The 23,585-nt window shown below is 62.2% G+C and carries 18 protein-coding genes and 2 pseudogenes; 8 read left to right on the top strand and 12 right to left on the bottom strand.

Going from position 1 to position 23,585, the window contains the following annotated elements; all coding sequences use genetic code 11:
- Window positions 1-181: 181 nt before the first annotated feature.
- The 8 genes and pseudogenes from ACWDMM_RS23320 to ACWDMM_RS23285 all read right to left on the bottom strand — a co-directional run bounded on the left by ACWDMM_RS23320 (window position 182) and on the right by ACWDMM_RS23285 (window position 8,946).
- On the bottom strand, window positions 182-994 hold the full coding sequence (locus ACWDMM_RS23320; protein ID WP_449939530.1) for a GIY-YIG nuclease family protein: 813 nt from the start codon (window positions 992-994) through the stop codon (window positions 182-184).
- A gap of 761 nt (window positions 995-1,755) precedes the next feature.
- Window positions 1,756-2,313, bottom strand: a complete 558-nt coding sequence (locus tag ACWDMM_RS23315; protein ID WP_449939534.1) for a hypothetical protein — start codon at window positions 2,311-2,313, stop codon at window positions 1,756-1,758.
- A gap of 178 nt (window positions 2,314-2,491) precedes the next feature.
- Window positions 2,492-3,550: pseudogene (locus ACWDMM_RS23310) on the bottom strand (hypothetical protein); the annotation flags it as partial.
- A 310-nt stretch (window positions 3,551-3,860) separates the two neighbouring features.
- Window positions 3,861-5,246 (bottom strand): NHL repeat-containing protein, encoded by a 1,386-nt coding sequence (locus tag ACWDMM_RS23305; RefSeq protein ID WP_449939527.1) that lies wholly within the window; start codon window positions 5,244-5,246, stop codon window positions 3,861-3,863.
- 1,245 nt (window positions 5,247-6,491) lie between these two features.
- Window positions 6,492-6,863: a hypothetical protein gene (locus ACWDMM_RS23300; protein ID WP_449939524.1), complete on the bottom strand. Its 372-nt coding sequence runs from the start codon at window positions 6,861-6,863 to the stop codon at window positions 6,492-6,494.
- 12 nt (window positions 6,864-6,875) lie between these two features.
- Entirely contained in the window at window positions 6,876-8,303 is a 1,428-nt protein-coding gene (locus tag ACWDMM_RS23295; protein WP_449939521.1) for an EndoU domain-containing protein, read from the bottom strand.
- Between the two features lie 5 nt (window positions 8,304-8,308).
- On the bottom strand, window positions 8,309-8,605 hold the full coding sequence (locus ACWDMM_RS23290) for a WXG100 family type VII secretion target (RefSeq protein WP_449939515.1): 297 nt from the start codon (window positions 8,603-8,605) through the stop codon (window positions 8,309-8,311).
- Complete coding sequence (locus ACWDMM_RS23285; RefSeq protein ID WP_449939512.1) at window positions 8,602-8,946, bottom strand: WXG100 family type VII secretion target; 345 nt, start codon at window positions 8,944-8,946, stop codon at window positions 8,602-8,604. Before ACWDMM_RS23285 ends, ACWDMM_RS23290 begins: the two co-directional genes overlap by 4 nt.
- A gap of 426 nt (window positions 8,947-9,372) precedes the next feature.
- Between ACWDMM_RS23285 and ACWDMM_RS23280 the strand changes: the two genes are divergently transcribed.
- Window positions 9,373-9,600, top strand: a complete 228-nt coding sequence (locus ACWDMM_RS23280; RefSeq protein WP_449939509.1) for a hypothetical protein — start codon at window positions 9,373-9,375, stop codon at window positions 9,598-9,600.
- A 45-nt stretch (window positions 9,601-9,645) separates the two neighbouring features.
- Here ACWDMM_RS23280 and ACWDMM_RS23275 read toward each other — a convergent pair whose 3' ends face one another.
- The gene (locus ACWDMM_RS23275; RefSeq protein ID WP_449939507.1) at window positions 9,646-10,467 is read right to left on the bottom strand and encodes a hypothetical protein; all 822 of its coding nucleotides are present in this window, start codon (window positions 10,465-10,467) and stop codon (window positions 9,646-9,648) included.
- 756 nt (window positions 10,468-11,223) lie between these two features.
- Between ACWDMM_RS23275 and ACWDMM_RS23270 the strand changes: the two genes are divergently transcribed.
- Window positions 11,224-12,117 carry a phosphotransferase gene (locus ACWDMM_RS23270; protein WP_449939504.1) on the top strand — a complete coding sequence of 298 codons (894 nt, stop codon included), beginning with the start codon at window positions 11,224-11,226 and terminating at the stop codon, window positions 12,115-12,117.
- Window positions 12,118-12,485: 368 nt separating this feature from the next.
- On the opposite strand, the gene ACWDMM_RS23265 is transcribed toward ACWDMM_RS23270, so the two are convergent.
- The gene (locus tag ACWDMM_RS23265; RefSeq protein ID WP_449939501.1) at window positions 12,486-13,487 is read right to left on the bottom strand and encodes a hypothetical protein; all 1,002 of its coding nucleotides are present in this window, start codon (window positions 13,485-13,487) and stop codon (window positions 12,486-12,488) included.
- 1,527 nt (window positions 13,488-15,014) lie between these two features.
- Between ACWDMM_RS23265 and ACWDMM_RS23260 the strand changes: the two genes are divergently transcribed.
- From ACWDMM_RS23260 to ACWDMM_RS23240, 5 genes are all read left to right on the top strand, one after another.
- Window positions 15,015-15,446: a hypothetical protein gene (locus tag ACWDMM_RS23260; RefSeq protein ID WP_449939498.1), complete on the top strand. Its 432-nt coding sequence runs from the start codon at window positions 15,015-15,017 to the stop codon at window positions 15,444-15,446.
- Between the two features lie 23 nt (window positions 15,447-15,469).
- A complete protein-coding gene (locus ACWDMM_RS23255; RefSeq protein ID WP_449939495.1) occupies window positions 15,470-15,874 on the top strand; it encodes an NUDIX hydrolase in 405 nt (134 codons plus the stop codon).
- A gap of 21 nt (window positions 15,875-15,895) precedes the next feature.
- Complete coding sequence (locus tag ACWDMM_RS23250; protein WP_449939493.1) at window positions 15,896-17,245, top strand: coproporphyrinogen-III oxidase family protein; 1,350 nt, start codon at window positions 15,896-15,898, stop codon at window positions 17,243-17,245.
- On the top strand, window positions 17,235-20,102 hold the full coding sequence (locus ACWDMM_RS23245) for a metallophosphoesterase (RefSeq protein ID WP_449939491.1): 2,868 nt from the start codon (window positions 17,235-17,237) through the stop codon (window positions 20,100-20,102). The genes ACWDMM_RS23250 and ACWDMM_RS23245 overlap by 11 nt, the downstream gene beginning before the upstream one ends.
- A 142-nt stretch (window positions 20,103-20,244) precedes the next feature.
- The gene (locus ACWDMM_RS23240; protein WP_449939488.1) at window positions 20,245-20,817 is read left to right on the top strand and encodes an SLATT domain-containing protein; all 573 of its coding nucleotides are present in this window, start codon (window positions 20,245-20,247) and stop codon (window positions 20,815-20,817) included.
- 243 nt (window positions 20,818-21,060) lie between these two features.
- Here ACWDMM_RS23240 and ACWDMM_RS23235 read toward each other — a convergent pair whose 3' ends face one another.
- Window positions 21,061-21,204, bottom strand: coding sequence for a hypothetical protein (locus ACWDMM_RS23235; RefSeq protein WP_449939485.1), 144 nt, complete (start codon window positions 21,202-21,204; stop codon window positions 21,061-21,063).
- Between the two features lie 1,631 nt (window positions 21,205-22,835).
- Here ACWDMM_RS23235 and ACWDMM_RS23230 point away from each other — a divergent pair.
- Window positions 22,836-23,333 carry a hypothetical protein gene (locus ACWDMM_RS23230; RefSeq protein ID WP_449939482.1) on the top strand — a complete coding sequence of 166 codons (498 nt, stop codon included), beginning with the start codon at window positions 22,836-22,838 and terminating at the stop codon, window positions 23,331-23,333.
- Window positions 23,334-23,410: 77 nt separating this feature from the next.
- Here the strand turns inward: ACWDMM_RS23230 and ACWDMM_RS23225 are convergent.
- A pseudogene (locus ACWDMM_RS23225) lies at window positions 23,411-23,548 on the bottom strand (integrase core domain-containing protein); the annotation flags it as partial.
- Window positions 23,549-23,585: the final 37 nt, after the last annotated feature.

Below are 23,585 nucleotides of genomic sequence, written 5' to 3'. Positions count from 1 at the left end.
GCCGGCACAACTGAAGACTGAAACCACCAACCCAACCGGCCAGGTGGTCCAGATTGAACTGCCGTCAGATGGTCCGGATTGGCGTTCCGTTGACATCTATGAAATCGCCGCCACAAAACCCGTTGCAGCTACACCGCCCGGGAGTGTCAGAGACTTAATCGGACACTCCCAACCTAGGCCGTCAGTTTCGGTTCAGACCGTGCCTGCGCGTATCGAGGGCGACCTTGAAGTGGATCTCCGCTTCATCGATATCCCTGGTGGGCGTCGCGGGGTCGAAGACGCGCAGGATCGAGAAGCGAAAGCTGTTCGGGTCGAGGCCGCGCAGCTCGACGTTGCCACCGTGGCCGTTGGCCGCGTATGCGCTCCAGCGCTGCCGGATGCTCTCTGTGCCGTCGGCCTTGCCGACATACTGGCGGCCGTCCCGGGTGTCCGTGACCAGGTAGACACCCACCACCGATGAGAGTGCAGTGCGCCATGAGGCGTACCTGTGCTCGCGCATCACCGCCTGCAGCTGCGCGTGGTCGAGGACGAGGCGGTCGAAGCCTGGGAAGGGCACCGGCTGCGCATCCGCGATCTCGGTGACCGGATAGCCGGCGGCCGTGGGGCCGTTGAGTCTCCAGGTACGCGGCGACCTCCAGCCGATGACGAGCCGGTTGCTGAGGTCGGCCATGCGGTCTGAGACGACCAGGTCGAATGTTCGGAGCGCGCCATCGTTCGAGACCTCGCCACGGTTCTCCACCACCGACCACAGGCGCGCCCGATCGCCGCCTTCGCGGATGAACACGATCCAAGTGCGCGGCGGGACGGCGGGGAAGATCCGGGGGTTCGTCGACTGCTGGCTCGTGTACGCGAGGATCTCTTCGTCCGATGAGTCTGCGTGGATGCCCGGCATGCCGGTGTCTTGGTGCTCCCTGACATAGGCGTGCCGAATCACCTGCGTGTCTACGGGGTCGATGCCGGCGCTCTGCATGATCGGTCCGAGAGTCAGGGTCATCCCGACATCAGCGCCCCGAACTTGTCGCGAAATCTCTCCGCATCGTCTTCCACTTTCCTTCCCACGCCCGTGCTGGTATCTGGACATAGGAACACAGGCCCTGGTGTCCAGCCAAACGTACGGAGTGGATATTCCCCCACGATGATCAGGCGTTCTCCAGTTGCCAATGTTCTACGTGGCCTGCCGACTACCGGCACCTTCGACTCTGACTAAAACCGCCACCGCGTTGCCACGCAGTCCCGGTCTGCTACGCAGATTTTGCAAATGAGGTGCTCTTAGCTTGTGATTCAATTGTGTGCGGAGATGCTGGCGACGAACCGGTCAGGACAGGGATTCCCACTGAGCCCGAATCTTCGCAGCATGCGCCTTCTCAACGATTGCAGCCCGGTCCACAGGCCAAGAATCGATGAATCCGCAGATCTCCTCCGCCGTCAGCTCCACCCAGTTGTCCGGCCAGTGCCGCTCAGACTCACCGATTACTACCTCGCATCTGCTGATTCTCGGCGGCGAGGCGAATCGTGCACGCCGAAAGTCGACGCCTGCCCGGAAGGAGTTGAGGGCCTGACTGCGGCCTGGCCATTGATGAGGCGTCCGGTCTTCAGGGTGACGTATCCATCGGTCGCGGCATAGACGCGACCGCTCTCGATGTCGTACCAGCCCGAACCCGGATTGCTCGTCGTGTTCACGACGTTGCCCGGCCGGGCGGACCCGATGATCGTGATCCACCCGTCCGGACCCCGCACCGCTTACACCAGATGTGTCTACAGGTTGATGCGGAAATGGATCGGCTGGGTGGTGCCGCCGATGGAGACGGTGCCCTCGGGGATGGTCGAGGCCTGGACGTCGGCGGTGTAGAAGCATGCCGTCGAGGCGGTGATCTCCGGCGCGGTGACGCTCACCGACCCGTCCGCGCCGACCGTGACCGGCAGCGGAGTGTCGACACCGGTGTCGGGGCAGCGATAGCGAACGACACCGCCCGGCGCCAAACCCACCCCCGAAGGGAAACCGAGGGTGATGGTCTGACCGGCGGTAACCGTGGTGTTCGCCGACACCGTGAACTCGAGTTGCGTGGTCACCCCCGCCGTCATCACCACCGGATCCGGTGGATCTTGAACAACCGAGAAGACGACAGCCTCCACCCGACGCACCCGCTTGTTGCCGGTGTCGGCGATGTAGAGGTTGCCCGACCCATCCACTGCCACACCGCCCGGGTAGTCAAGGTCGACGTCGATGGCGGGCTGGTTGTCGCCGTCGTAGCCGTCGGTGCCGGTACCCGCCACCGTGGTGATGACCCCGGTGGCATGATCGACCCTCCGCACCCGCTGGTTGTAGAGGTCGGCGATGTAGAGGTTGCCCGATCCGTCCACCGCCACCCCGACCGGGTAGCTGAGGTCGGCGTCGATGGCGGGCTGGTTGTCGCCGTTGTAGCCGTGGGCGCCGGTACCCCCCACCGTGGTGATGACCCCGGCAGGATTCACCCGCCGGCACCCGCTCGTTGTGGAGGTCGGCGATGTAGAGGTTGCCCGCCCCGTCCACCGCCACACTGCACGGTTGGTTGAGGTCGGCGTCGATGGCGGGCCGGTTGTCGCCGTTGTAGCCCTCGGTGCCGGTACCCGCCACCGTGGTTATGACCCCGGTGACATGATCGACCCTCCGCACCCGCTGGTTGTCGACATCGGCGATGTAGAGGTTGCCCGCCCCGTCCACCACCACACCGTTCGGGGCGTCAAGTTCGGCGTCGATGGCGGGCTGGTTGTCGCCGTTGTAGCCGCCGGTGCCGGTACCCGCCACCGTGGTGATGATCCCGGCTGGATCGACCCTCCGCACCCGCTGGTTGTGGAGGTCGGCGATATAGAGGTTGCCCGCCCCGTCCACCGCCACACTGCACGGTTGGTTGAGTTCGGCGTCGATGGCGGGCTGGTTGTCGCCGTTGTAGCCGCCGGTGCCGGTACCCGCCACCGTGGTGATGACCCCGGTGGCATGATCGACCCTCCGCACCCGCTGGTTGTAGAGGTCGGCGATGTAGAGGTTGCCCGCCCCGTCCACCGCCACATCGTCCGGGGCGTTGAGGTCGGCGTTGATGGCGGGCTGGTTGTCGCCGTTGTAGTCCGGCGTGCCGGTACCCGCCACCGTGGTGATGAGCCCGAAAGCGGTAGGTGCTGTGCTCTTGGAAGCCTCCCACTCATCACGTTCCGCATAACGACGGTGTACTGCGCGTGTCTGTGCGGGCACCCCTTCGATACTGAAGTGGATCGGCTGGCTGGTGCCGCCGATGGAAACGGTGCCCCCGGGGATCGCCGGGGCCTGAACGTCGGCGGTGTAGAAGCATGTCGTCGAGGTAGTGATCTCGCTGGCGGTGACGATGACGGACCCGTCGGGGCCGGTGGTGACCGGCAGTGGGGTATCGGTGCCGGTGTCCGGGCAGTGAAAGCGGACGGCACCGCCCGGCGCCAAGCCCACCCAGGAGGGGAAACCCAGGGTGATGGTTCGACCGGCAGGAACCGTGCAGTTCGCCGACACCGTGAACTTCAGCTGCGTGGTCACCCCTCCGGTCATCACCACCGGATCCGGTGGGTCCTGAACCACGGTGAAGACAGGCTCTTCCACGCGGAAGTGGATCGGTTGGGTCGTGCCGCCGATGGAGATGCTGCCCTCGGGGACATCCTCGATGAAAACCGGGGCCTGAACATCTACGGAGTAGAAGCAAATCGTCGAGGCAGTGATCTCGCTGGCGGTGACGAAGATGGACCCGTCGGGGCCGACCGTAACGGGCAGTGGGGTATCGGTGCCAGTGTCCGGGCAGTGAAAGCGGACGGCACCGCCCGGCGCCAAGCCCACCCCGGAGGGGAAACCCAGGGTGATCGTCTCACCGGCAGGAACCGTGCAGTTCGCCGACACCGTGAACTTCAGCTGCGTGGTCACCTCCGCCGTCATCACCACCGGATCCGGGGCATCCTGAACGACCGTGAAGACAGGCTCTGCCACGCGAAAGTGGATCGGCTCGGTGGTGCCGCCGATCGAGATGACGCCCTCGAGGACACCCCCGAAGACCCCCTCGATGAAGACCGGGGCCCACACGTCGGCGGCGTAGAAGCATGCCGTCGAGGCAGTGATCTCCGGCGCGGTAACGTTCACCGACCCGTCCGCGCCGACCGTGACCGGCAGCGGAGTGTCGATACCAGCGTCCGGGCAGACGTAGCGGACGACACCGCTCGGCGCCAGACCGACGCCTGACGGGAAATCGAGGGTGATGGTCTGACCGGCGGTAACCGTGGTGTTCGCCGACACCGTGAACTCGAGTTGCGTGGTCACCCCCGCCGTCATCACCACCGGATCCGGGGCATCCTGAACAACCGAGAAAACGACAGCCTCCACACTCCGCACCCGATGGTTGCCGGTGTCGGAAATGTAGAGGCTGCGCGTCTTCGGGCCGCGCGTCCGCCCCATCCACCGCCACACCCTCCGGGTAGTCAAGGTCGGCGTTAATGGCGGCCTGGTTGTCGCCGTTGTAGCCCTCGGTGCCGGTACCCGCCACCGTGGTAATCCCCCCGGCTGGATCGACCCTCCGCACCCGCTGGTTGCCGCTGTCGGCGATGTAGAGGTTGCCCGCCCCGTCCACCGCCACACCGTTCGGGTAGTGGAGTTCGGCGTCGATGGCGAGCTGGTTGTCGCCGTTGTAGCCCGCGTTGCCTGTACCCGCCACCGTGGTGATGACCCCGGTGCCATGATCCACCTTCCGCACCCGATGGTTACGGAGGTCGGCGATGTAGAGGTCGCCCGCCCCGTCCACCGCCACACCCTCCGGGTAGTCAAGGTAGGCGTCGATGGCGGGCCGGTCGTCGCCGTTGTAGCCCTCGGTGCCGGTACCCGCCACCGTGGTGATGATCCCGGCTGGATCAACCTTCCGCACCCGATAGTTGACGCGGTCGACGATGTAGAGGTTGCCCGCCTCGTCCACCGCCACACCCTCCGGCACGTTGAGTTCGGCGTCGACGGCGGGCTGGTTGTCGCCGTTGTAGCCCGCGGTGCCGGTACCCGCCACCGTGGTGATGACCCCGGTGGCATGATCAACCTTCCGCACCCGATGGTTATAGCGTTCGGCGATGTAGAGGTTGCCCGACCCGTCCACCGCCACACCCTCCGGGTAGTCAAGGTCGGCGTCGATGGCGGGCTGGTTGTCGCCGTTGTAGCCCTCGGTGCCGGTACCCGCCACCGTGGTAATGGCCTCGATAGCGATAGCTGCTGTGCTCATGGAAGCCTCCGTCTTCTCGAGTTCCGGATAACGACGGTGCATCGCAAGTGCTGTGAGGGCACCACTCCGGTGCCCTCACGCGGAAATACCCCCAACCCCCCGAATACGCCACAGACAAGAAAGCCCGAAGAAAACGAGGGCTTACCTGTGATGATGTGGTGGCGATACGGAAATGAAGCGGTACTGCTGATCGCCAGAACAAAACCATCAAGCGGTGCCTCGGCGCGCCTCGAGGGCTATGCAGCCGACGCCCAAGCGATCGTGTCAGCGCTCTTCGAAAATCCGGCCGCCGGCAAATCGCCCGGCCTGACCCGACAGGGACCGCATCCTGGCGTACGAGCGCGATGTGCTGGTGGCCGGATGTGCGTGGCGGTTGTTGCCACACGATCTGGCAGCTGTCGCCGTGGGCATCAGTCCGTGACGACCCGGACGTGTTCCGCCTCGACCATCACGGCGACTCGACGCACGCATCACCTCTCCGCGCAGGAAGCCCGGCAGAACGAGCGGATAGGTGCGGAGGCCGTCGATGACGGGCGCGTCAGTGGTATTGGTCGTACCGGCCCACACCCAGCAGATCAAGGGGCGCCACACGCCACTACAGCTGGTACCGCTTCGAAAACCAGCCGCCCACCCGAAAACCGCAGGTCGTTCCGTTCCCATGTTCGCATGCCCCAGCCCTAGATTTGGGGCCGATCGACCACCGCCCACAGGGCACCGCGATCCCTCAGACGGGATACGTACCCACGATGACCAGGCATTTTTCAGTTGTCCATGTTTCGCGTGTCCTGCCGAGTACCGGTACCTGCGACTTCCACTGGACCTGACACCGCGACGATCGCATTCATCACAAGACCACTACACTGTGACCCGTCTCGACTTCCGAACGGATAAGCCATTCATTGGCGTGGCCGACGGCGGGCACCCCTGCCGAGCGCCCCTGGCGGGACCCATTGATTGGCCCGGGGACCGAACTACAAGGGGCAGGCCAGTCTTCCTGTCCGCGTCGCTTACCGCGGCAGCCGATCGGTAAGCGGCAGCGAAATCAATAGGCACATGACAAGCAGCATCCAGCCGGGCTGATGTACTACCCCACCCACCATTGACCCGGGAGCCTCTTAGGAGTCGAACTCCCGACTTGCTGCGGCGCGGTACCGGCAGCTACCCCGACCAACAAACCGCTACCGGAGGTGGAAGTCGGAACCGCGCCGCCGCCGTGCATGACTCCGCCGTCCGTCCCCGATCGAATCACGAGGACCTACGGGTGACCACGTTGAGCTCAGACAGCACACCTTGGGGGTCGCTGAGGTAGCGATATCCCTCCACTGGGGGATTGAACTGGCCGAGCACGTTCGCCACGGCATCGCGTTCCGCTTCAGTGACCGGGATCCGGCGCTTGATCAGACTGGCGCACAGCACGTCGACGAGCATCGCCCACTCACCAACGTCGCTGTAGGTCCGGTAGCTTTCGACCAAGTCGGGAGGCAGGCGGTCGGCGACGCTTTCGAGAAGGTCTCGCGAGTCCTTGCTCATCTTGTTCAGCCGACGGTTACGGGCTTCGATGGCTTGCGGGTCTCGCTGACGCTTTCGCGCTTCTCGTGCCGCCCTGTCCGGATTCATCGCTCTCCTAGCCTATTTGATCGGGTCACCATTCGCGTCGTTCCTGACTACACCCTCGCCGCCGATGGGGTAGCCGGTCACGACTGAACCGTCGGGAGCGACGATGACTTCGATTTGGACGCCGTTGCGGGTGCCGTTGACTTTCCAGTTGCCGTTGTCCTGGAGGACTGGCGGCTGGTCCGGGTTCTTCGCGACGTCGACTATTCGGTCGATGATTTTGTCGTCTTCCCAGTCATCGGTGTCGGGGAACTCGGTCTTGTTGGGCATTCCAGTCCCGGGCGCGTGCCCACCACCGTTGATGTCGTCACTCCCGTCGCCGTCGAGGATATGGATCCGTCGTTTCTGAGAAATATTAATCTTCGCCGGGTCGGGCTTCGCCCCCTCCACCTTGTCCCACTGGTTCCCGCCACTGCCGCCGTCGGTCAGCTTGACGGTCATTGCCGCGATGCCGTCGAGAGCGGCTTTGGTGCCGCCCTGAGAGAGGTCGGGGATGGCCGAGAACACGCCCGCGCCGGCGGAACCAACGGAGGTGACCGCCTCGTAGATGTGGATGAGGTCACTGGCATGAACAGCAGTGCGGATAACCGCTGCCGCCGCCGTGACGACTTCTGTGGTCACCGCAGCGCCACCCGCGGCGGCAGGCCCAGCGGCTACACCGCCAGTTACGAGGGCTAGGACCCCGACGACCGCGATCGTGACAGCTATCGATGCGGCGAGATCCTTGTTGGCGTCGGAGACAGCTTTCTGGATGTCGGAGCGCATTTTGTCGAGAGCGTCGTAGTGTCCCTGGACCGGCCCGTATAACGCTTTCGCCGCCTGAGCCAACAGTTCCGCGGCTTTCTGCAGCGTTGACAGTTTCTCTTCGATCGCGATGATGTTCGGGTCGGTGCTGCCGGCGAACTTGGCATTGATGCCCTTGATGCGCTCTGCGGCCCCGGTGATGTTCGTGTGCTCGGAGAACGTTTTCCACGCCTCTGCGGCAGTGTGCAACTTGGTGACGTCCCCGTTGGGGATCTTGCCGACTTTCTCCAGTAGGCCCGTGATCGGGCTGTCGATGCCGGATCCGTTGTCCCCCTTAGCGGTAGCGGGGAGGTCCATCCCGGTGTCGTACAGCAGTTGGGACTCGGTTGGACGTGTCGGTTCGGTGCCGCTGGCGGTGGAGCGGTTAGCCTGCCACCAGTTGTAGCCGGTGGCGGCAAGCACATCGCCGTATCGCTGCAGTGCGTTCGCCAGGGCCGCTGTCAGTTGAACTATCTCGCTGGCGTACTGGTCGTAGGCGGTGATCCATGCCTGGCACTTCTCGTGGTTGCCTGCCATTCCGCCGCACTCGTGGACCAACGTGGACAGCAACGGACCCAACGCGAGAGAGATGTCGCTGGCGAGCAGCTGGCATTTCTTCGCCGCATCGAAGTAGATGCCGGAATCGATGGTCCATCCCATGGGCGTTATCCGCCGTTGAGCATCTGCTTGTTGACCTCGGCAGCGTTGACGTACTTCGCGTGCGCCTTGCGGGCGGCGTCGCTCATGTCACGGACACCCTCCGCGAACTCCCGCGCGGCTGTGACCCATTTCGTATGCGCTTCGAAATAGGCCCGGCCTGCGACACTTTCCCAACCGGTACCGGTGAGTCCCGCTACCTTGTCGTCGATGTCGTCGAGGTGATCACTGATGAATCCGGCCAGGCCGGACAACCTGGCGACGATCTGGTCCAGTTGGTCGACATCGACGGTGAACTCGCTCACGGAAGCTCCAGGCTGGATGCCGAGGTGTTCAACGCTGATGCGTTGGTCCCGTCGCGGCTTTCGTAGGTTTGGGCGGAAACACCAAGCTTTTCAGCCATCTCCCTCAACGCCGTGATGATCTGACCTCCCCCATCGCGGACCTCGGACCACCCTGCGGAGAAGTCGGTCGCTGCGCCGCCAGACCAGCCCCCGTCGAGCAAAGCCGCGACGTCCTCAGCTACGGACCGCAGGGCGGACTGCAAGGATTCCGCTAGCTCGTAGGTGTATTGCCCAACCTCTCTAACCTCCTCTGGCACAACCGAAATGCCTGCGCCGGAGGCTGAAGCTCCCCCATCAGTCATGGCTGGACCGTAGCGATCACCTCCAGGGGTGTCAATCCCGCTGCGTAATACAACGCAACACCCCGTCCGACACCGCTCGCTCAACCACACGGTGTCGTACTGATCAGTCCCTCAGATGGGATAGGTACCCACGATGAACAAGCGTTTCCCAGTCACCCATGCGCGTGTCCTGCCCAGTGCCGGTACCGGCGATTCTCGCTGAATGTGTGGCGCATTCGAGGCGACCTACCTGCTACTCATCGAGGGCAGTTGCTGAGCGATGCGCTTCTCCTCGTCGCTATTCCCTGGCCGGGATCGGTTGTCTTCACTGGAGCGCTGCACTTCCGGCTGGGTCACTGGTGGAAGACGACGGAGCCGTACGGGGACACGCAGTAGGGACTGCGCCGCGGTGGTGCGATCCGTAGGAGTCCGATGAGAATGGGCTCGGTGACGAACATCGACGAGTGCATCACCGCCGGCGCCTCCTTGGATGGTCACCGCCTTGCGGACGTGTTCCACACCGTCGGGGAACTGGCTGGCGACCTCACGCCACTGCATGCGCCACTCATGCCAGGCGGCGTGCCCGAGCGGCGGCCGGCAGTCACGTGCAGTGAAACAACACTTCACCTGGACGACGGACTCCTCGGCGGCGATCGAATGTTTCACCAGGTATGACGGCGGAGCGCAGGTGTAGGTTCCCGTCTCCATGTTCCCGCGTCGCTATGCGTAATCGACGCTTCGATCCCACGGTGTGTCCTCGCGTAGACGCAGTCCTACCTTGTGGCGAGTCCGACACTGCACCCCGGCGACGCCGTTCCTGCACGGCAAGCGCATCGATGTCGGCTGACCACAGATTATGGACCAATCACCGGTAACCTCGTTGCGTGCCAGAAACACTCGAGCGCCGCTCTCAGCAGTGCCACCAACCGTACGGTTGGCATAAGTTCGCTCAACAGTGACACGTTCGGGGACATCGGGAACCCGCTCCCATGCCGGGGGCTCGACCGGCTTCCATCGCTTGATCTCTATGATTGCGCCGACGGCGGGCGGCGTGGCCATATCGCGTTTCCACTGCTCGGTGGCTCGGGCTTCCTCCTGGGCTACCCGTTCTGCTTCTTGCGTTCGCTCAATCTCCCAGCGGCTGCGGCCGTTGGACCGCTTCCTGTGTGTCGCACAGGATTGTCCCTTCTTGTTCACGCATTGCGCACCGGGCGCAGCCCCACAGTCCGGGCACTCGTAGTTCTCCCTGGCGGGGTCGTCCACAAGGACAACGGCGTCGTCATACAACCCGGTACCCCGTGGGTCCACGAACCTGGAGATGAACTTCGTGGCACCGTAAGTGACCGACTTGAAGCCGCCGTTCCGGCCGAGCACCACCTCTGTGACCGGGCCGTACTTCTGTGCCGCGTCAGCCGGGCCCAGACGCCCGGTAATCGCTACTCTTCCGTGCTCAGTCCACTCATGCCCGATGACAGGCTCGCCGACCCGTGCCCACGCGATAGGCTCACCGCAGTAGCCGTCATAGAGAACTGCGCCGCTCATAGCCCCTCATCTTGCCTCGTTCGATCAGACAGCATCCAGGAGTTGCCGAGCAACCAAGGCCTCCGCCGCCACTTTCCGCCTCCGACGGGTGTCCGGCAAGTATGCTCAAGAACTCGGTGTCCTCGAAGACCATCGCTCGAACTCATTCACATGGATCGCCGTCCGCCGGTTCCAGCGGTGAGACGCTTTGAAGTTCCGGTCTGAGGCATGCCTGCCGGTGCGGCTGAGCCGCGGACCCACTACCGACAAATTCCGAGACACCATCACCGCAATCCACTGACCGGAACCGCGATCTAAAGCTGGGAATCGCACGTGCCTGGCGTGGTTGCTGGTCAGCGGTCGCTACTTGTCATCAAACCCGCCATTTAGTGGCTGACGTCAACCAACGAGGCTCGCACTCGCCAACGCTGGCAATCGATGTGACGTCGGAATGAAGTCATCGAAGTATCCGCAGCTCAGCGACCCAATGAAACCCTCTACCACCAATGCGGTCCGCTCTTGACAACGATGCCAATCGCAGGCTAGTGCGATGTGAGTACATGGAGTTACCCATGTACTCACGAGTCAATTGTCGTCCGTCGGGACCAAGCTGCCTCTGCCGGTGTTCAGGGCGAGCGCCCCTCGCGAAACCGGCAGGCCCCGGACATAGTCCAGGCGCCTGCCTCGAATAAATGACTGGAGGTCCGCGGCGCTCCAACAGATGATCGTGCAATGTCCGGTAGTGAAGGCACCGCGAGTCGGATCGAGTGGCATGAGTTGCCGCAGCCGGTATGCGCCGGGATCGAGGCCCGCCTCGGCGCGCCGGTGCGGTCGGCGGTCACGCAGACGGGCGGGTACAGCCACGGCGCGGCCGTGCGGCTGCTGTTGAACGACGGCCGCAGAGCTTTCGCCAAGGTGATCAATTGTGATGACAAACTGTGTGGGATGTACCAGACCGAGGCACGCACCGCAGCGCGGCTACCGCCCACGGTCCCGACACCGGCGGTCCAGTTCACCGCCGAGCTCGCCGGGTGGTTCGTCATGGTGTTCGACGACGTCGCCGGCTGCCATCCGCGTCTCGATAAGCCGGCCGAGCTGGATGCGGTGCTCACGGCGGTGGAGCAGTTGGCGAACGTGCTGACGCCCAGCCCGATCTGCGATGTGCCCGCGATGGCCGACAGCTATGGGCCGGTGCTGAACTGCTGGCGGCACTTCGCCGAGCACGGCCCGCCCGTCGACTTGGACAGTTGGTCGCTGCGCAATCTGGATCGGCTGGCCGAGTTGGAATCGACCTGGCCCGAAGCCACCGACGGTACAACCCTGCTGCATACAGATCTGCGGCCCGACAACATGCTCCTTCGTCCCGACGGCACAGTCGTGGTGATCGACTGGGCCTGGCCCTGCGTCGGCGCCGCCTGGCTCGAACTCGTCTCGCTGGCACCCTCGATCGCCGCCAGCGGGATCGACCCCGACCCGATCCTTGCAGCCCATCCGGTGACCCGCACAACCGACTCCGCCGCCGTCGATGCCTTTCTCTGTGCACTGGTCGGCTACGGGGCGCACAACAGCCGGATGCCCCCACCTCCACATTCGCCGAAACTGCGCCGTCACCAAGCATGTTCGGCGCAAGTGTCGGGAGAATGGCTGCGTCGACGACTTGCATGGCCGTAGCCGCCACACGACTTTATCGGTGATGATTTCTCCGATTCGGGTTGTGTCCGGCCTACAGTTGGTAGTCGACTTCGATCACCAACCGACCACCCGAAAACCGCAGGTCGTCCCCGTTCCCATGTTCGATGTGCCCCGCCGTGGGCACGACGAACATGGGAACGGTGAACCGATCCGTGCGGACGCACCGCAAATCGTCAGACCGGATACGCACCCACTATGACCAGGCGTTTTGCAGTTGCCCATGTTTCGTGTGTCCTGCCGATCACCGGTACCTGCGACACTCAATGAAACCCTCGCCACGCAACCCAATTCGTACGTTTTGCTAACAGCCTCAGCTGTGGGCAGGAGGGTTCGGTTGCCCAACTCGACTACTGATAGCGCACCTCGTAACTCGTTGGAGTAGCGACGATGCTGACGTTGCCTGTGAGATCGTGCAAGCCGTCCACGATGGTGGTGATTACCTTGCCCGCGGCGTGTGCGGTGGCGTCATAGAACGCGCGAGCGTCGGTGACTACCTGGGTGTCCAACCCCTCAGCGGCGGTGTAGGGAGCTGGGCGTGAATGAAACGAACGGCCGATGATCTTGCCCTCGTGGTCGAGGATATTCCGGACGCGACCGGTCCCAGGGTCGACTCCGGCAACGTAGGGATGCTCAAGGCGCAGGCGGTGAAAGTTGGCAGCTCGATGCATAAAGGCCAGCTCCCACTCCGGTGACAAGACGAGAGCGTCGAGGTGATTGAGCATCGCATGGATAGAGGTACTCGCTGGGTCTGCGACTGTGCGCAGCGCGTCCACCTTCGTCTTGTTCAGCGGCGGCCAGGCACGTTCGGCGATGGTTTCGAATGGAACGTAGCCCGGCCCCAACTCCTTGAGTTGCCCATGCCCACCCATGCGGGCACAGGTATCGGCGTCGGTGCGCATGACGCGAGCGACGAGGTTGATGAGGCGATGCGCGGCAGCGACCGTGGTCTCGATTAGGGCATCGGCAAAGAACCTTTGCCCCAACCCCATTCCGAGTGGCTCCTTGCCCCCGCGCATGGCGTTGTCGTGCCACATGATCTCCACGGCCGCCGCGGCTCCCAGCATCAGTGTCTCGGCAATCGACCCTGCCAGTGCACAAGTTTCGCGCCACTGCGATTTGGCCACGTCCACCGTGATGTCGGGCTCGAAGTCGGCACGCCGGTACCTCCCCAATCGTTCGCACACGTCGTGGACCCAAACGATGCCCAGTTCGTCGAAGGTCGGAGCGGGCAGGCCCGTGCCGTGCGCGGCCAGGTGCCTCAGTTTGGCCCAGGCCACCTGCTCGGGGGACCGCGACTCCTCAGCAGTCGGTGCCGAATCGAAAGGCGACGGACCATCGGTATGGCTCATCGGGCGGATCCTTCCCAGAGATGTCTTGTCGGACTAAGGCTGACCGGTTCGTGATTGCCGCTTGCTCAGCCCCGACAGGGGCTATGAAGAGGGTTCGTGTCGAATCGATCAGGTCCTCGTCTTCAATGATTGCAGGCGAGGTTCGGCGGCGATCGTCCATGAACGATCTGAGGGTCGACGGAGACAATCGAACAGGTCAAATGATCGCCCACGCTGCGTCTCCTTGCGCCGAGCGCTCGAGCACCGATACGCGGGCCGCGTGCCCTAGGGACATCTGCGGCTCGGACGTCTTGGCACCGAGCGCGCACCCGCGCTTTTGCACACCGCGCTCGGTGAAAGCCGCGCCTGTCGACTGCTGTGATGCTGCCGTGGTCAAACCCGACGTGAGCGGGCATCCACAGTCCTGTTGCCGAAACGATTCCGTCCGCACCCGATATCGACAAGCAGCCCGAGTAGCCCTATCCTGCCAGTACGGACTGCACCGCATGCACACCTCAACTCTCGTACTCACTCGGCGATACATTCTCGTACTGATATTTCAGCCGATTCAGGCTCCTTGCACTCACCTCAGCCGAACCTCATATCACTTCGAATAGCGCGGCCCGTCCAGCCCTCCGGTCATTACTGGGACGCTCGGTGTCCGATTCGACCGGCGGGCGTTTCGAGGTGGTTCCATCATCGAGATCATGGGCGCGCCCGATCTTGTGTGCGGCCAATACGTCAGCGTGCCATCGGATCCGACCAACCCGCGTACGTATGAACTCAGAAACAAGAGCATTCACAGATGACCGGACGCTCGTGTGCGCTCTGTACTGTGCCAGACGCGGCCTAACCAGCAAGTCGATACTGGCCACATGGGCGCGAAGACAACTCGACGTGGTCGATGCCGAACCGATGGTTGGGCAGCCATACCTTAGCTCGCTGGCCGCGGAGACAACCTTATCGATCGGGCACAAGCCACGCAGCCACCTCGACCTCGATCCGCCGTCAGCGGAACCGACAAACCAAAGCATCACAAAGGGATCCTGGAGTACGGCTTCCGAAAAGGAAAACGTGCAGACCGGTCTCGTCGATACTATTTGGACACAACTATCAGCAAGGGCGCCATGAAGTGGACTCCGACCCGAGACTAAGGCATTATGCATCCATGCTGGCATCAGTCACGTGCCCCAGAGGCGAGCACACGAACCGGTGCTCAAGCAGACCAGAAGCTCGGCAGTCTCGGTATGCAGTTCAACAACGAGATCGTTAGCCATGCATACCAATCCACCGCCGAACAGTAGTGCATCCCGCCAGCACAATCCTCGACACCTTTGCGTCACCGGCTATTCCGCAGCAGGCAAGACCACACACGCAACCCTACTTGCGCAGCAACTGTCGATGTCCTATCTGTCTGCGTCGAGCCTACTTTATCATGAACTAAATTACCGAAACTCGGGTCGCAACGATATTTGGATCGCAGACGCATCAACGCTGAATGCACGGCGTAGGGACGAACGCTCCGACGCAGCAGTCGACAATCGCCTCATGAGTATCGCCGGTGGAACTCAGCCCACTGTGTTCGACTCGTGGAGCCTGCCGTTTCTAGCTCAAAAATATCCGTCGATCAGTGAGGCGGTTGCCATCATCTACCTGCGATCGGACGTGCAGTCCCGCGCCCTGAAATGCCTGGTCTCTCAGGGAACAAAGCCGATTATGAACGTGGGTCAGGCTACGGCACTGGTGGAGGAAAAGGATCGGTCGACCATGCAACAATTCTCGTCGCTATATGAGATGGAAGCCGACTACGACCGGCTGAATGAGTTGCGAAAAATCGACGTCACCGTTGACATTAGTCGGTACACATTTGGCACGGGAATGCGGCACGTCATGCAAGGAATTCAAGCAGCGCACACGATCGTGTTAGCCGAGGCCCGAAACCTACTCGCGGTCGAACATCAACAACCAAACCAAATTTGAATGAACAAGGAGGCCGTTCGCCCATGGAATTGTCAGGAGTGATAATACCCGATGGAGAAGGCCGGATACTTCTCCTCCACAGAAATACTAGCAATCGTACACAATGGGAAATCCCAGGAGGTAAGATTGAGCCTTCCGAGGATGCGGCCACCGCAGCTTCCCGCGAAGCCTATGAAGAACTCGGTATCACCGTCGACATCGTCCGCGAACTCGGCACAGAATCCTTCCGCGAAGACGGCTATACGATCTCCTACACATGGTATCTGGCGCGTACGAACGGATACGTTCCTAAAATTGGCGAGCCAGCTAAATTCGACGATATCCGGTACTGGAGCATGCCCGAGCTGTCAGCAATGACCGCCCACTTGTCCGAGAACACCAAGAATTTCATCGCCAAGGTCGACCAGAACGTCATTTCGATCAGCTGAATATTTATGCGAGGACCTCCCATGATGCTCGAAGCCGCTTGTCTCACGGACCTGGACAAAGCGATTGTAAATAATTCTTACGCCGACTACGTTTACATGTATCCGCCTCGTCAGGCCTACAGAGACCTCGACCTTGCGCCCGACCAGCTGATCAGTGAGGTCTCGACCTCGCTACCGCCCAACGAACCCGTCAACATCTATATCCATATCCCCTTCTGCCGACAGATCTGTCGTTTCTGCAATCTTTACACCACCGCCCATCGCCACGACGACGCAGTCGATGAGTACATTCGCCGACTTGACGTCGAGATCAGCGCATACGCCGACGCCGGACTGTTGTCAGCCACCAACAATTGGCCGACGATCTACTTCGGCGGAGGAACTCCCTCCATCCTGTCGATCGAGCAACTTGAGCGGGTTCTAACGTCGCTCCGCAAGCACCTTGGCGCCGATCGCACCGAGGAACTGGCGATCGAGGTCTCGCCGGAAACGGTTACAGCGGACTATCTTCGGGCGTTGAGAGACGTGGGCTTCGAGCGAGTATCTATGGGCTTACAGACGACATCTGCCACCGGTCTGCGGATGATCGGGCGCAACTACTCCATCGAACATCAGCACAACATGGTTGAGGCCGCTGTAGCCGCTGGCTTCCGCAATGTATGCGTGGATCTCATCTTCGGACTGCCCGGCGAGTCAATGCCGGCGTGGGAGAAATCGGTACAGATGGCCATCGATCATGCGCCCGAAACCATCTGCGCCTACGCGTGGACCCAACGACCCAACACCGGATTCGACCGGCTGTCCTACACCAGGCCACACGGCTCCGTCATGCGCGAAATGTTCCGCACCGCACACTCGATGCTGACCGACAATGGATACGAGCGTGAAACCCACGTGCGGTGGAAGCAGGGCGAAGGCGGCTACCTCCAGAAGGAATACCACTGGAGCATGGGCACGCTGATCGGTCTCGGAGCAGGAGCACGCAGCTACTTCAAACACATCGACTTACGGAACGGATACAGCGTGAACGCGAGGAACAAGACGCTCGCGCTCTACATGGACTCCCCGTCGTTCGGGTGGCTCAACACACCCAACGGAATACCGATGACCGAAGACGAACGACGCCGCAAAGCGGTCATCCTCGGAATCCACAGCCTGGACAGATCCCGGTACCGGAACATGTTCGGCGAGGACGTGACCGCACACTTCGGCCAGACGCTGCACGGTCTCCTCGAACGAGGTCTCGTCGACGGTGACGACCGCTGGTTGTGGCTCACCCCGGCGGGCATGGAGGTTCGCGACCTGCTGGTTCAGCTCTTCTTCAGTGACCAGGTTCGCCAACGCACCCAGAGCTGGACCTATGACGAGTGACTTCCCTCCGCGACTGTCCTGGATCCACATCTCGGACCTGCATTTCGGCGACCAGAAAGCGGCCGACCGGGAGCATCGCCGCATGATCTGCGAACGAATGCTCACCGACATCCGACACCGTGCCGAATACGGTGCGCCATCCCCCAGTGTCCTGGTCCTGACCGGCGATATCGCCGCGACTGGAGGAGCTGTATCCGATTCAGAGTTCGCCGAGGCCAGCGACTTCATTCGGCACGTGGTCAGTGCAATCGGCACCGTCTCGGTCATCCTCGTGGTCCCCGGAAACCACGATATTCAACGCACCACCAGCGAAGACCGGGCGGCACATCGGATGATCGAAGCCGCCCGCCGCGGTGAGGAGTCGATCGACGACCTACTCGCCCGCGGCGACGATCGCCTGCTCCTGGGTGAGCGACTGAGCGGATACACCGCTCTCCTACACGAACTCAAAGAACTCGACGAGGGCATCACGACCGAGGGCTCACTCGACGGCTGGGAGCGGACCATCACGACTGGCGAGCTCACTGTCCAGTTCATCGGAACCAATACCGCGCTGCTCTGTAACGACGACACCGACGAAGGTCGCCTCCAACTCGGGCACCGCCAGCTCCGCCCCGCCTACGCACCTGCCGAAAGGAACACCGTCCGCGTCCTGTTGTCGCATCACCCGCTGTCGTGGCTCTCCGACGGCGACGAACTTGAACCATTGGTGAACGATCTATTCGACATCCATCTCTACGGCCATCTCCACATCCTGCGCACCGGAAGACACCAGATTCTGCGAGACGACGGCATGGTCTCCATAGGTGCGGGTGTCGGCTATATGCGCCGCGGCGGCAACTGGATCGCGGCCGAAAGCTATAGCTACTCCATCGCCACCATCAGTCGCGACATCCGCCATGGCCCCACCCTGCAGATCTGGCCGCGTGTGTGGGTCCCCCGGGCAGGCCAATGGCAGATGGACTCCGCGCTCCTGCCCGTCGGTGCGTCTTCGGCCACGGTGGCGCTGCGTCGCCGACAGGGCCACACCCTGACACCGGCTACCTTTGACGACGAGGACCGGCATCCGTCCCGATGGGAACGACTCAGCCGATCGAGCGTCGAGTCCTTTGGGCGGCGCCGGACCGCCTACCCTCTCGATCTGACAATCGGTGAGCTGATCAGCCAGTCGGTGAACGTTCCGGTACGGATTAGCCTATACCAGAGGCGCAACATCGGAGACTACGAGTACTTGCGCGACACCGCGCGCCGGTTCAGCGTCGACCAGCGATCGACCATCCTGCTCGGTGAGCCCGGGGCCGGGAAGAGCGTCGCTGTCTACGAACTCGCGTTGGCCGCGCGCGACGCCGGGATGCTCCCTGTCATTCTCCGCGCCTCTGATGTTCGCACCTTCGGCGAACGCCACGGACTTGATGAGACCATACCCGATTCTGCGTCCTCATCGATCCTGTTCATCATCGACGGCATCGACGAGCTCACTACCGACGCCGAGGAAGCGAGCCTCGCCGCCGACCTGATCAAGACTCTGGTGCGAGTATTCGCAGTGGTCGTCACGTGCCGCCGCCGCGAATACGAAGAGGTGTTGGTCCGGTGGATTCCCACGACCATCTTCGACCAGATGTACTCCATCAAAGAATGGTCGGTGGAAGACGAATTCACCCAATACGTGCGGAAGCTGGTGGGCGCGAGCCTTCTGGAGACCACCGATATCCTTCACACGGTGCGCGAGTCAGACGTGTTCCGGGGTCTGGTTCGCCGCCCGCTGTTCGCGAGGATGCTTACCTATGTCGGCACTGAATCGGCCGACCTGGTCACGGGCCCCTCAAGCCTGTACGACCTGTATCTCGACCGACTGTCGTCAGCATGCCAGACCACCCTCATCGCTGAGGTATCGAAAACCAGCGTTCTCGACATCTGGCGTCTCGCCGCCAGAATGTCATTCGAGAAGCGGCTGCTAATCGATGACCAAATCAATTACACCGCTCTCGAAAAAATACTTCTCAAGTCTATGCCGGGCACCTCCCCCGAAACACTGAGACGATCACTGTCGTTCGTCTTGGACTTTTCCACCGCAGGGAAGGAATATAGCCAGTTCGTCCACTACTCCTTCTTCGAGTACTTGCTTGCGGACTCGGTGAGGGACGCCCTCTGCGCGGGAGAGCAACTCGATCACCACGAGATGGCCATGCGCCTCCAATTCGATCTGCCGCGACGTGTGCGCCACTTCCTGACCGAACAGCTGCGCACGAAAAGCAGCACCTCCGGCACCGTCCTCGTTGACCTGTACAACCATGTCCAGCAGTCGGGCTATGTCGGCAATGTCCGCCTGACCGTATGCAACCTGGTCGCCTACATCATCTCCCGAGGCACCGACGCCGGGATTGGACACTTGACCGAACTCATGGCCGACGAACAGGATCCGTTTCTCCGGAACAGCCTGATGTGGGCCCTGTGCCATTGCGGCAGCCTAGACGGCGCACTGGATTTCGTCAGAGAACTCGACGCCTCCGCGCAACGTCGGGATCTGAACCGCGCCTATCTTCTGTACTACCACGGCGATCTCGATCCAAGTGTCGAACCTCCGTTCCATGACGCACTGCAGGATTGGTCGTTCACTCGAAGCCAAGTCGTCGACATGATCGGCGAGCCGGAATACGGGACAACCGTCGCACCGGCCCGACAGGTAATCGACCTGTACACGCTCATGGACTTTGCGATCTCGCGCAAACAGATCGTTACCCGAGACGTTTCGGTGGTGATCCTGAACGCCGTCGAAAGACTCTGGAACGACCGCAGTGTCCCCGTCGAGCTGCGCCTGCGGTTAGTGTCCAGCGGCGCAGTGGTACTGACCGAGTAGGCAAACCATCCCGCAGTACCTGCCGCCGACTATCTCGACGTTGTCCCAGCGGACGTACGACAAAGATTCGCCGAATGCCGAGAGATGATCAGTGAGACTTCCCGCAACGCCGCATCCCCGTTCGGTCCGAACCGACGCCCGATTGAGCGCGTTCGCGTGGGCTGAGATCGATGCCGACAGTCCTGAAGAGGCGGTGAATTTGCTGCGGTCCCACGTCGAGGAGTACGCACGCGCGTTGCGCGAGTGGTATCTGTCCGATAAACGCTGGAAGCGACGACTGTCGCGTATGCTGCGAGCAGCCGCCATCTTCCTCGCCGCGCTGGGCGGACTCGCCCCGCTGGTGACCGGGCTCGTGAGAACTCCGCTCAATCTTCAACTGGGATACGCATGCCTGGGGTTAGCTGCTTCGTGCTATGCCTTCGACAGCCTGTTCGGCCTGTCGTCGGCCTGGATACGGGACATTTCGGCGGCGCAATCGATCGATGCATGCATGATGAGATTCCATGTTGATTGGCTTGCTCTCACCTACTCAACCGCACCGGAACAATGGAGCATGAAGCTCGAACGACTGCGCGAACTTGCCGACACTCTCACGGAGATCCTCCGAGCCGAGACCGGAAGCTGGCAACAGCAGTTCGAAGGAGCCCTGACCGAGCTCGAACGCATGGTCGCCGCAGGCTCGAACCAATACCAGACACCCGGCACAACACGCTAGACGCGTCTGATTCAGAAACCGGCCATACCAGACTCGCCGATGACGAAAGTAGCGATCGACGCAGTTCTGGGTCCAGCCGCCATCACCACAGGCAAGCAAATGCGCGAAGCGACGGCAGATTACTTCGAGCCAGGTTTACGACACGGCGTTACGTCCGGGTAGGTCGCCGCCGCAGCATTCGCATCCGGCGACACAGCTGCCGCCTACTATTGACGCCAGTCCTCAACGTCGAGTATCCAGCCGCTACCTCTGACCGATTGCGCCAGCCCGCAGGCTGGCGGGCACGGTGGCGCCGTCGGCTTTCGCCAGCAGTGCTGCACCGATCCCGGCGAGGACGGCCAGCAGGGAGAGGACAGTCAGCAGCAGGCTCTTGAGGATGGTCGACATGGTGGTTCTTCCATTCGGTCTCGTCGATGGTCGAGACGAGATCCATTGCAGCCGTAGCGTTGTGACGCGGGCCAACGCGTACCCGGCTACAGTGCCTCTGTGCAGGCCGTATCGGTTCGCGAGTCGCTGCGACTCGCCGCGAATCCAGCCTCGACAGCGACCCGAGCGGCGACGGCGGCGGCCCCATGGTGACCGCGGTGGGAGACAACGCCTACGAGCAGTTCATCTCGGCGCTGGACCAGTTGCACGAGAAAGCAGACCGCGCGAAGGCAATTGGACAGGCTTCCTAGTCCAGGCGACCATCTGGTTGCCCCTAGAATGTCATGGTGGATCCTGCATGGATCGCGGTGACCGGGACCGTGTCCGGAGTCGCGATTACGGCTGTCAGCACTACGGTCACGAGCCTCGTAATGGCTCGCCAACAACGAGCAGTCGCCGAAGCTCAACGGGTGATCACTGCTCGTGATGGACGCCGGCAAGAAGTTCGCCAGGCTTGCTTAAACTACCTCTCGGCTTACAGCACTCTTCGAGATCGCATCTTGGTGCTACACCAAGAGCGACAAGCGGCCGATCCGGCTCAGCGCCGGACCGGACTCCCGCTTCTTGAGACCTTCGCGCCAGATGAGACGAACACGTTCAAAGCAGCCGAACACGTACTCCAAATCACCGCTGGGGCTCCGACATGCGAGGCGGCCCGAGCGCCGACGCTTCACCTCTGGAGCCTGGCGAATGCAGCGAGAGAGCTCGATGGTCCGGCCTTTGCCGAACAGGTGGCAGCCGGACTGCCCATGCGCAAAGACCTCTACGCTGCAATGCGCTCCGAACTAGCAGGCGAACTTTGAGCACCTTCCGGTGACAATTAGTACGCAGAAAGTACGCAGCACAGCTGTGCACCCTCGCGTCTCGCACAACATGGCCAACATCAGCCATGCAGCTCGCCGCCGTGTCGCCAGCCCTGCCAACGCGGACAATACCGACAAACATGGAGTGGGTGGCTCTCCTGAAGCGGGTGTCGCAGGTTCGAATCCTGCCCTGGTCACATCGAACATGGGAACGGGAGCCATCCCCGCAATCCTCACACTGGGTACGTCCCCGCGATGACCAGGCGTTTTACAGTTGCCCATGTTGTGCGTGTCCTGCCGAGGGCACCAACCTGCGACGCGGGGCTCGCCCTGTCAACGGAACGCTCCGATCGGCGGTGGAGGCACGGAGACCAGGGTCTTCATCAGGCAAGGTTCTTCTCCTGAGAAGCTCCGCCTGGCCGGCATCGTCACCTCTCCGCCGCCACCGCGAGTCGTTGGGATCTTTCTGCATGGCGAGACTCGACCCCCGCCCTCGTGACACCGGACCATCTGGCCTCCGTACGGGTCGCGGGCCATTCGGCTACGTCGGCGCGTGAGGATCGCTACATCGCGTCCAGGGGCCGGATCCGGAAGGATGTGGTGAAGACGTGCCGGGCGCGAACACGCAGCTAGCCACAGGGTTTTGGTGGCTATAACCGCCACCGAAATTCTGATGCCGAACACCGCCAGCTTCGACACACTGATGCAGGGGGATATGCCGACGATCCGGAGGGATACAAGCGGGCAGTCGAAGCCAAGCTGCAGCCAGAGAACATCCGGTTCGCCTTGATGTTCGCCAGCCTGCTCCAGATGATCCATGAGCGGCTGAAACTGGTTGTGCTTGACGAGGTTCGCGAATTTTACAACGCGGGCTGGGATGACTCCGGCCGCGGCATCGTCAATGAGGACGCCTACCAGCGCAACGTGCTGGATCTGGCGCCGAAGAACAAGTTTCGGGCTTCGCTGCTCTGGCTGGTCAAGTCCGAAGCCATCACCATGACGCAGGCCGATCGGCTGAACGATATCTACAACCACCGGCACGCCGTCACCCACGAACTCATCAAGTACATAGTCGATCCGGACGAGCGGCTCGACACCGATCTGTTTGTCGAGGCAGTGGAGATACTAAAGGCCATAAAACGGTTTTGGGCAGGCATCATGGTGTACACGACGATCGACAACCCGGCGGAAGTCGATCTAGATGAGGTTTTCACGCTCGACATGATGGTGCTGCAGCACTGCGTAGACGCGGTGATCGAGGAGACGCGGGAACGCTCCAGCGAGTAGCGGCGACGGACTCGACCTGATCGCTGCCCCTGACCGGGCTCACAGCACGAAGGACCTCCCCGCGCCCGGCGAGTGTTGTGTTCGTCCTTGAAGTCACCGATCACCACCCGGGCCTCGAGCAGGCTGGTCCAGTGGTTGCGGTTCAGGCATTCGGTGGGCAACCGCCGGTTGAACGACTCGATGAACCCGTTGTTCCATGGCGTGCCCGGCGGGATCTAGACCATTCCGACCGCGTTCGAGTAGAACCGTCGC

The sequence above is a fragment of the Nocardia sp. NPDC003726 genome (genome assembly GCF_053586955.1).
This window is presented reverse-complemented; position numbering and strand designations above follow the sequence as displayed.

Bases quoted from the DNA above. Each gene is read 5' to 3' on its own strand.
- ACWDMM_RS23320 (WP_449939530.1), bottom strand. From the start codon at position 994: ATGACCCTGACTCTCGGACCGATCATGCAGAGCGCCGGCATCGACCCC.
- ACWDMM_RS23305 (WP_449939527.1), bottom strand. From the start codon at position 5,246: ATGAGCACAGCAGCTATCGCTATCGAGGCCATTACCACGGTGGCGGGT.
- ACWDMM_RS23300 (WP_449939524.1), bottom strand. From the start codon at position 6,863: ATGAATCCGGACAGGGCGGCACGAGAAGCGCGAAAGCGTCAGCGAGAC.
- ACWDMM_RS23295 (WP_449939521.1), bottom strand. From the start codon at position 8,303: ATGGGATGGACCATCGATTCCGGCATCTACTTCGATGCGGCGAAGAAA.
- ACWDMM_RS23285 (WP_449939512.1), bottom strand. From the start codon at position 8,946: ATGACTGATGGGGGAGCTTCAGCCTCCGGCGCAGGCATTTCGGTTGTG.
- ACWDMM_RS23275 (WP_449939507.1), bottom strand. From the start codon at position 10,467: ATGAGCGGCGCAGTTCTCTATGACGGCTACTGCGGTGAGCCTATCGCG.
- ACWDMM_RS23265 (WP_449939501.1), bottom strand. From the start codon at position 13,487: ATGAGCCATACCGATGGTCCGTCGCCTTTCGATTCGGCACCGACTGCT.
- ACWDMM_RS23260 (WP_449939498.1), top strand. From the start codon at position 15,015: ATGAGTATCGCCGGTGGAACTCAGCCCACTGTGTTCGACTCGTGGAGC.
- ACWDMM_RS23255 (WP_449939495.1), top strand. From the start codon at position 15,470: ATGGAATTGTCAGGAGTGATAATACCCGATGGAGAAGGCCGGATACTT.
- ACWDMM_RS23250 (WP_449939493.1), top strand. From the start codon at position 15,896: ATGATGCTCGAAGCCGCTTGTCTCACGGACCTGGACAAAGCGATTGTA.
- ACWDMM_RS23245 (WP_449939491.1), top strand. From the start codon at position 17,235: ATGACGAGTGACTTCCCTCCGCGACTGTCCTGGATCCACATCTCGGAC.
- ACWDMM_RS23235 (WP_449939485.1), bottom strand. From the start codon at position 21,204: ATGTCGACCATCCTCAAGAGCCTGCTGCTGACTGTCCTCTCCCTGCTG.
- ACWDMM_RS23230 (WP_449939482.1), top strand. From the start codon at position 22,836: ATGTTCGCCAGCCTGCTCCAGATGATCCATGAGCGGCTGAAACTGGTT.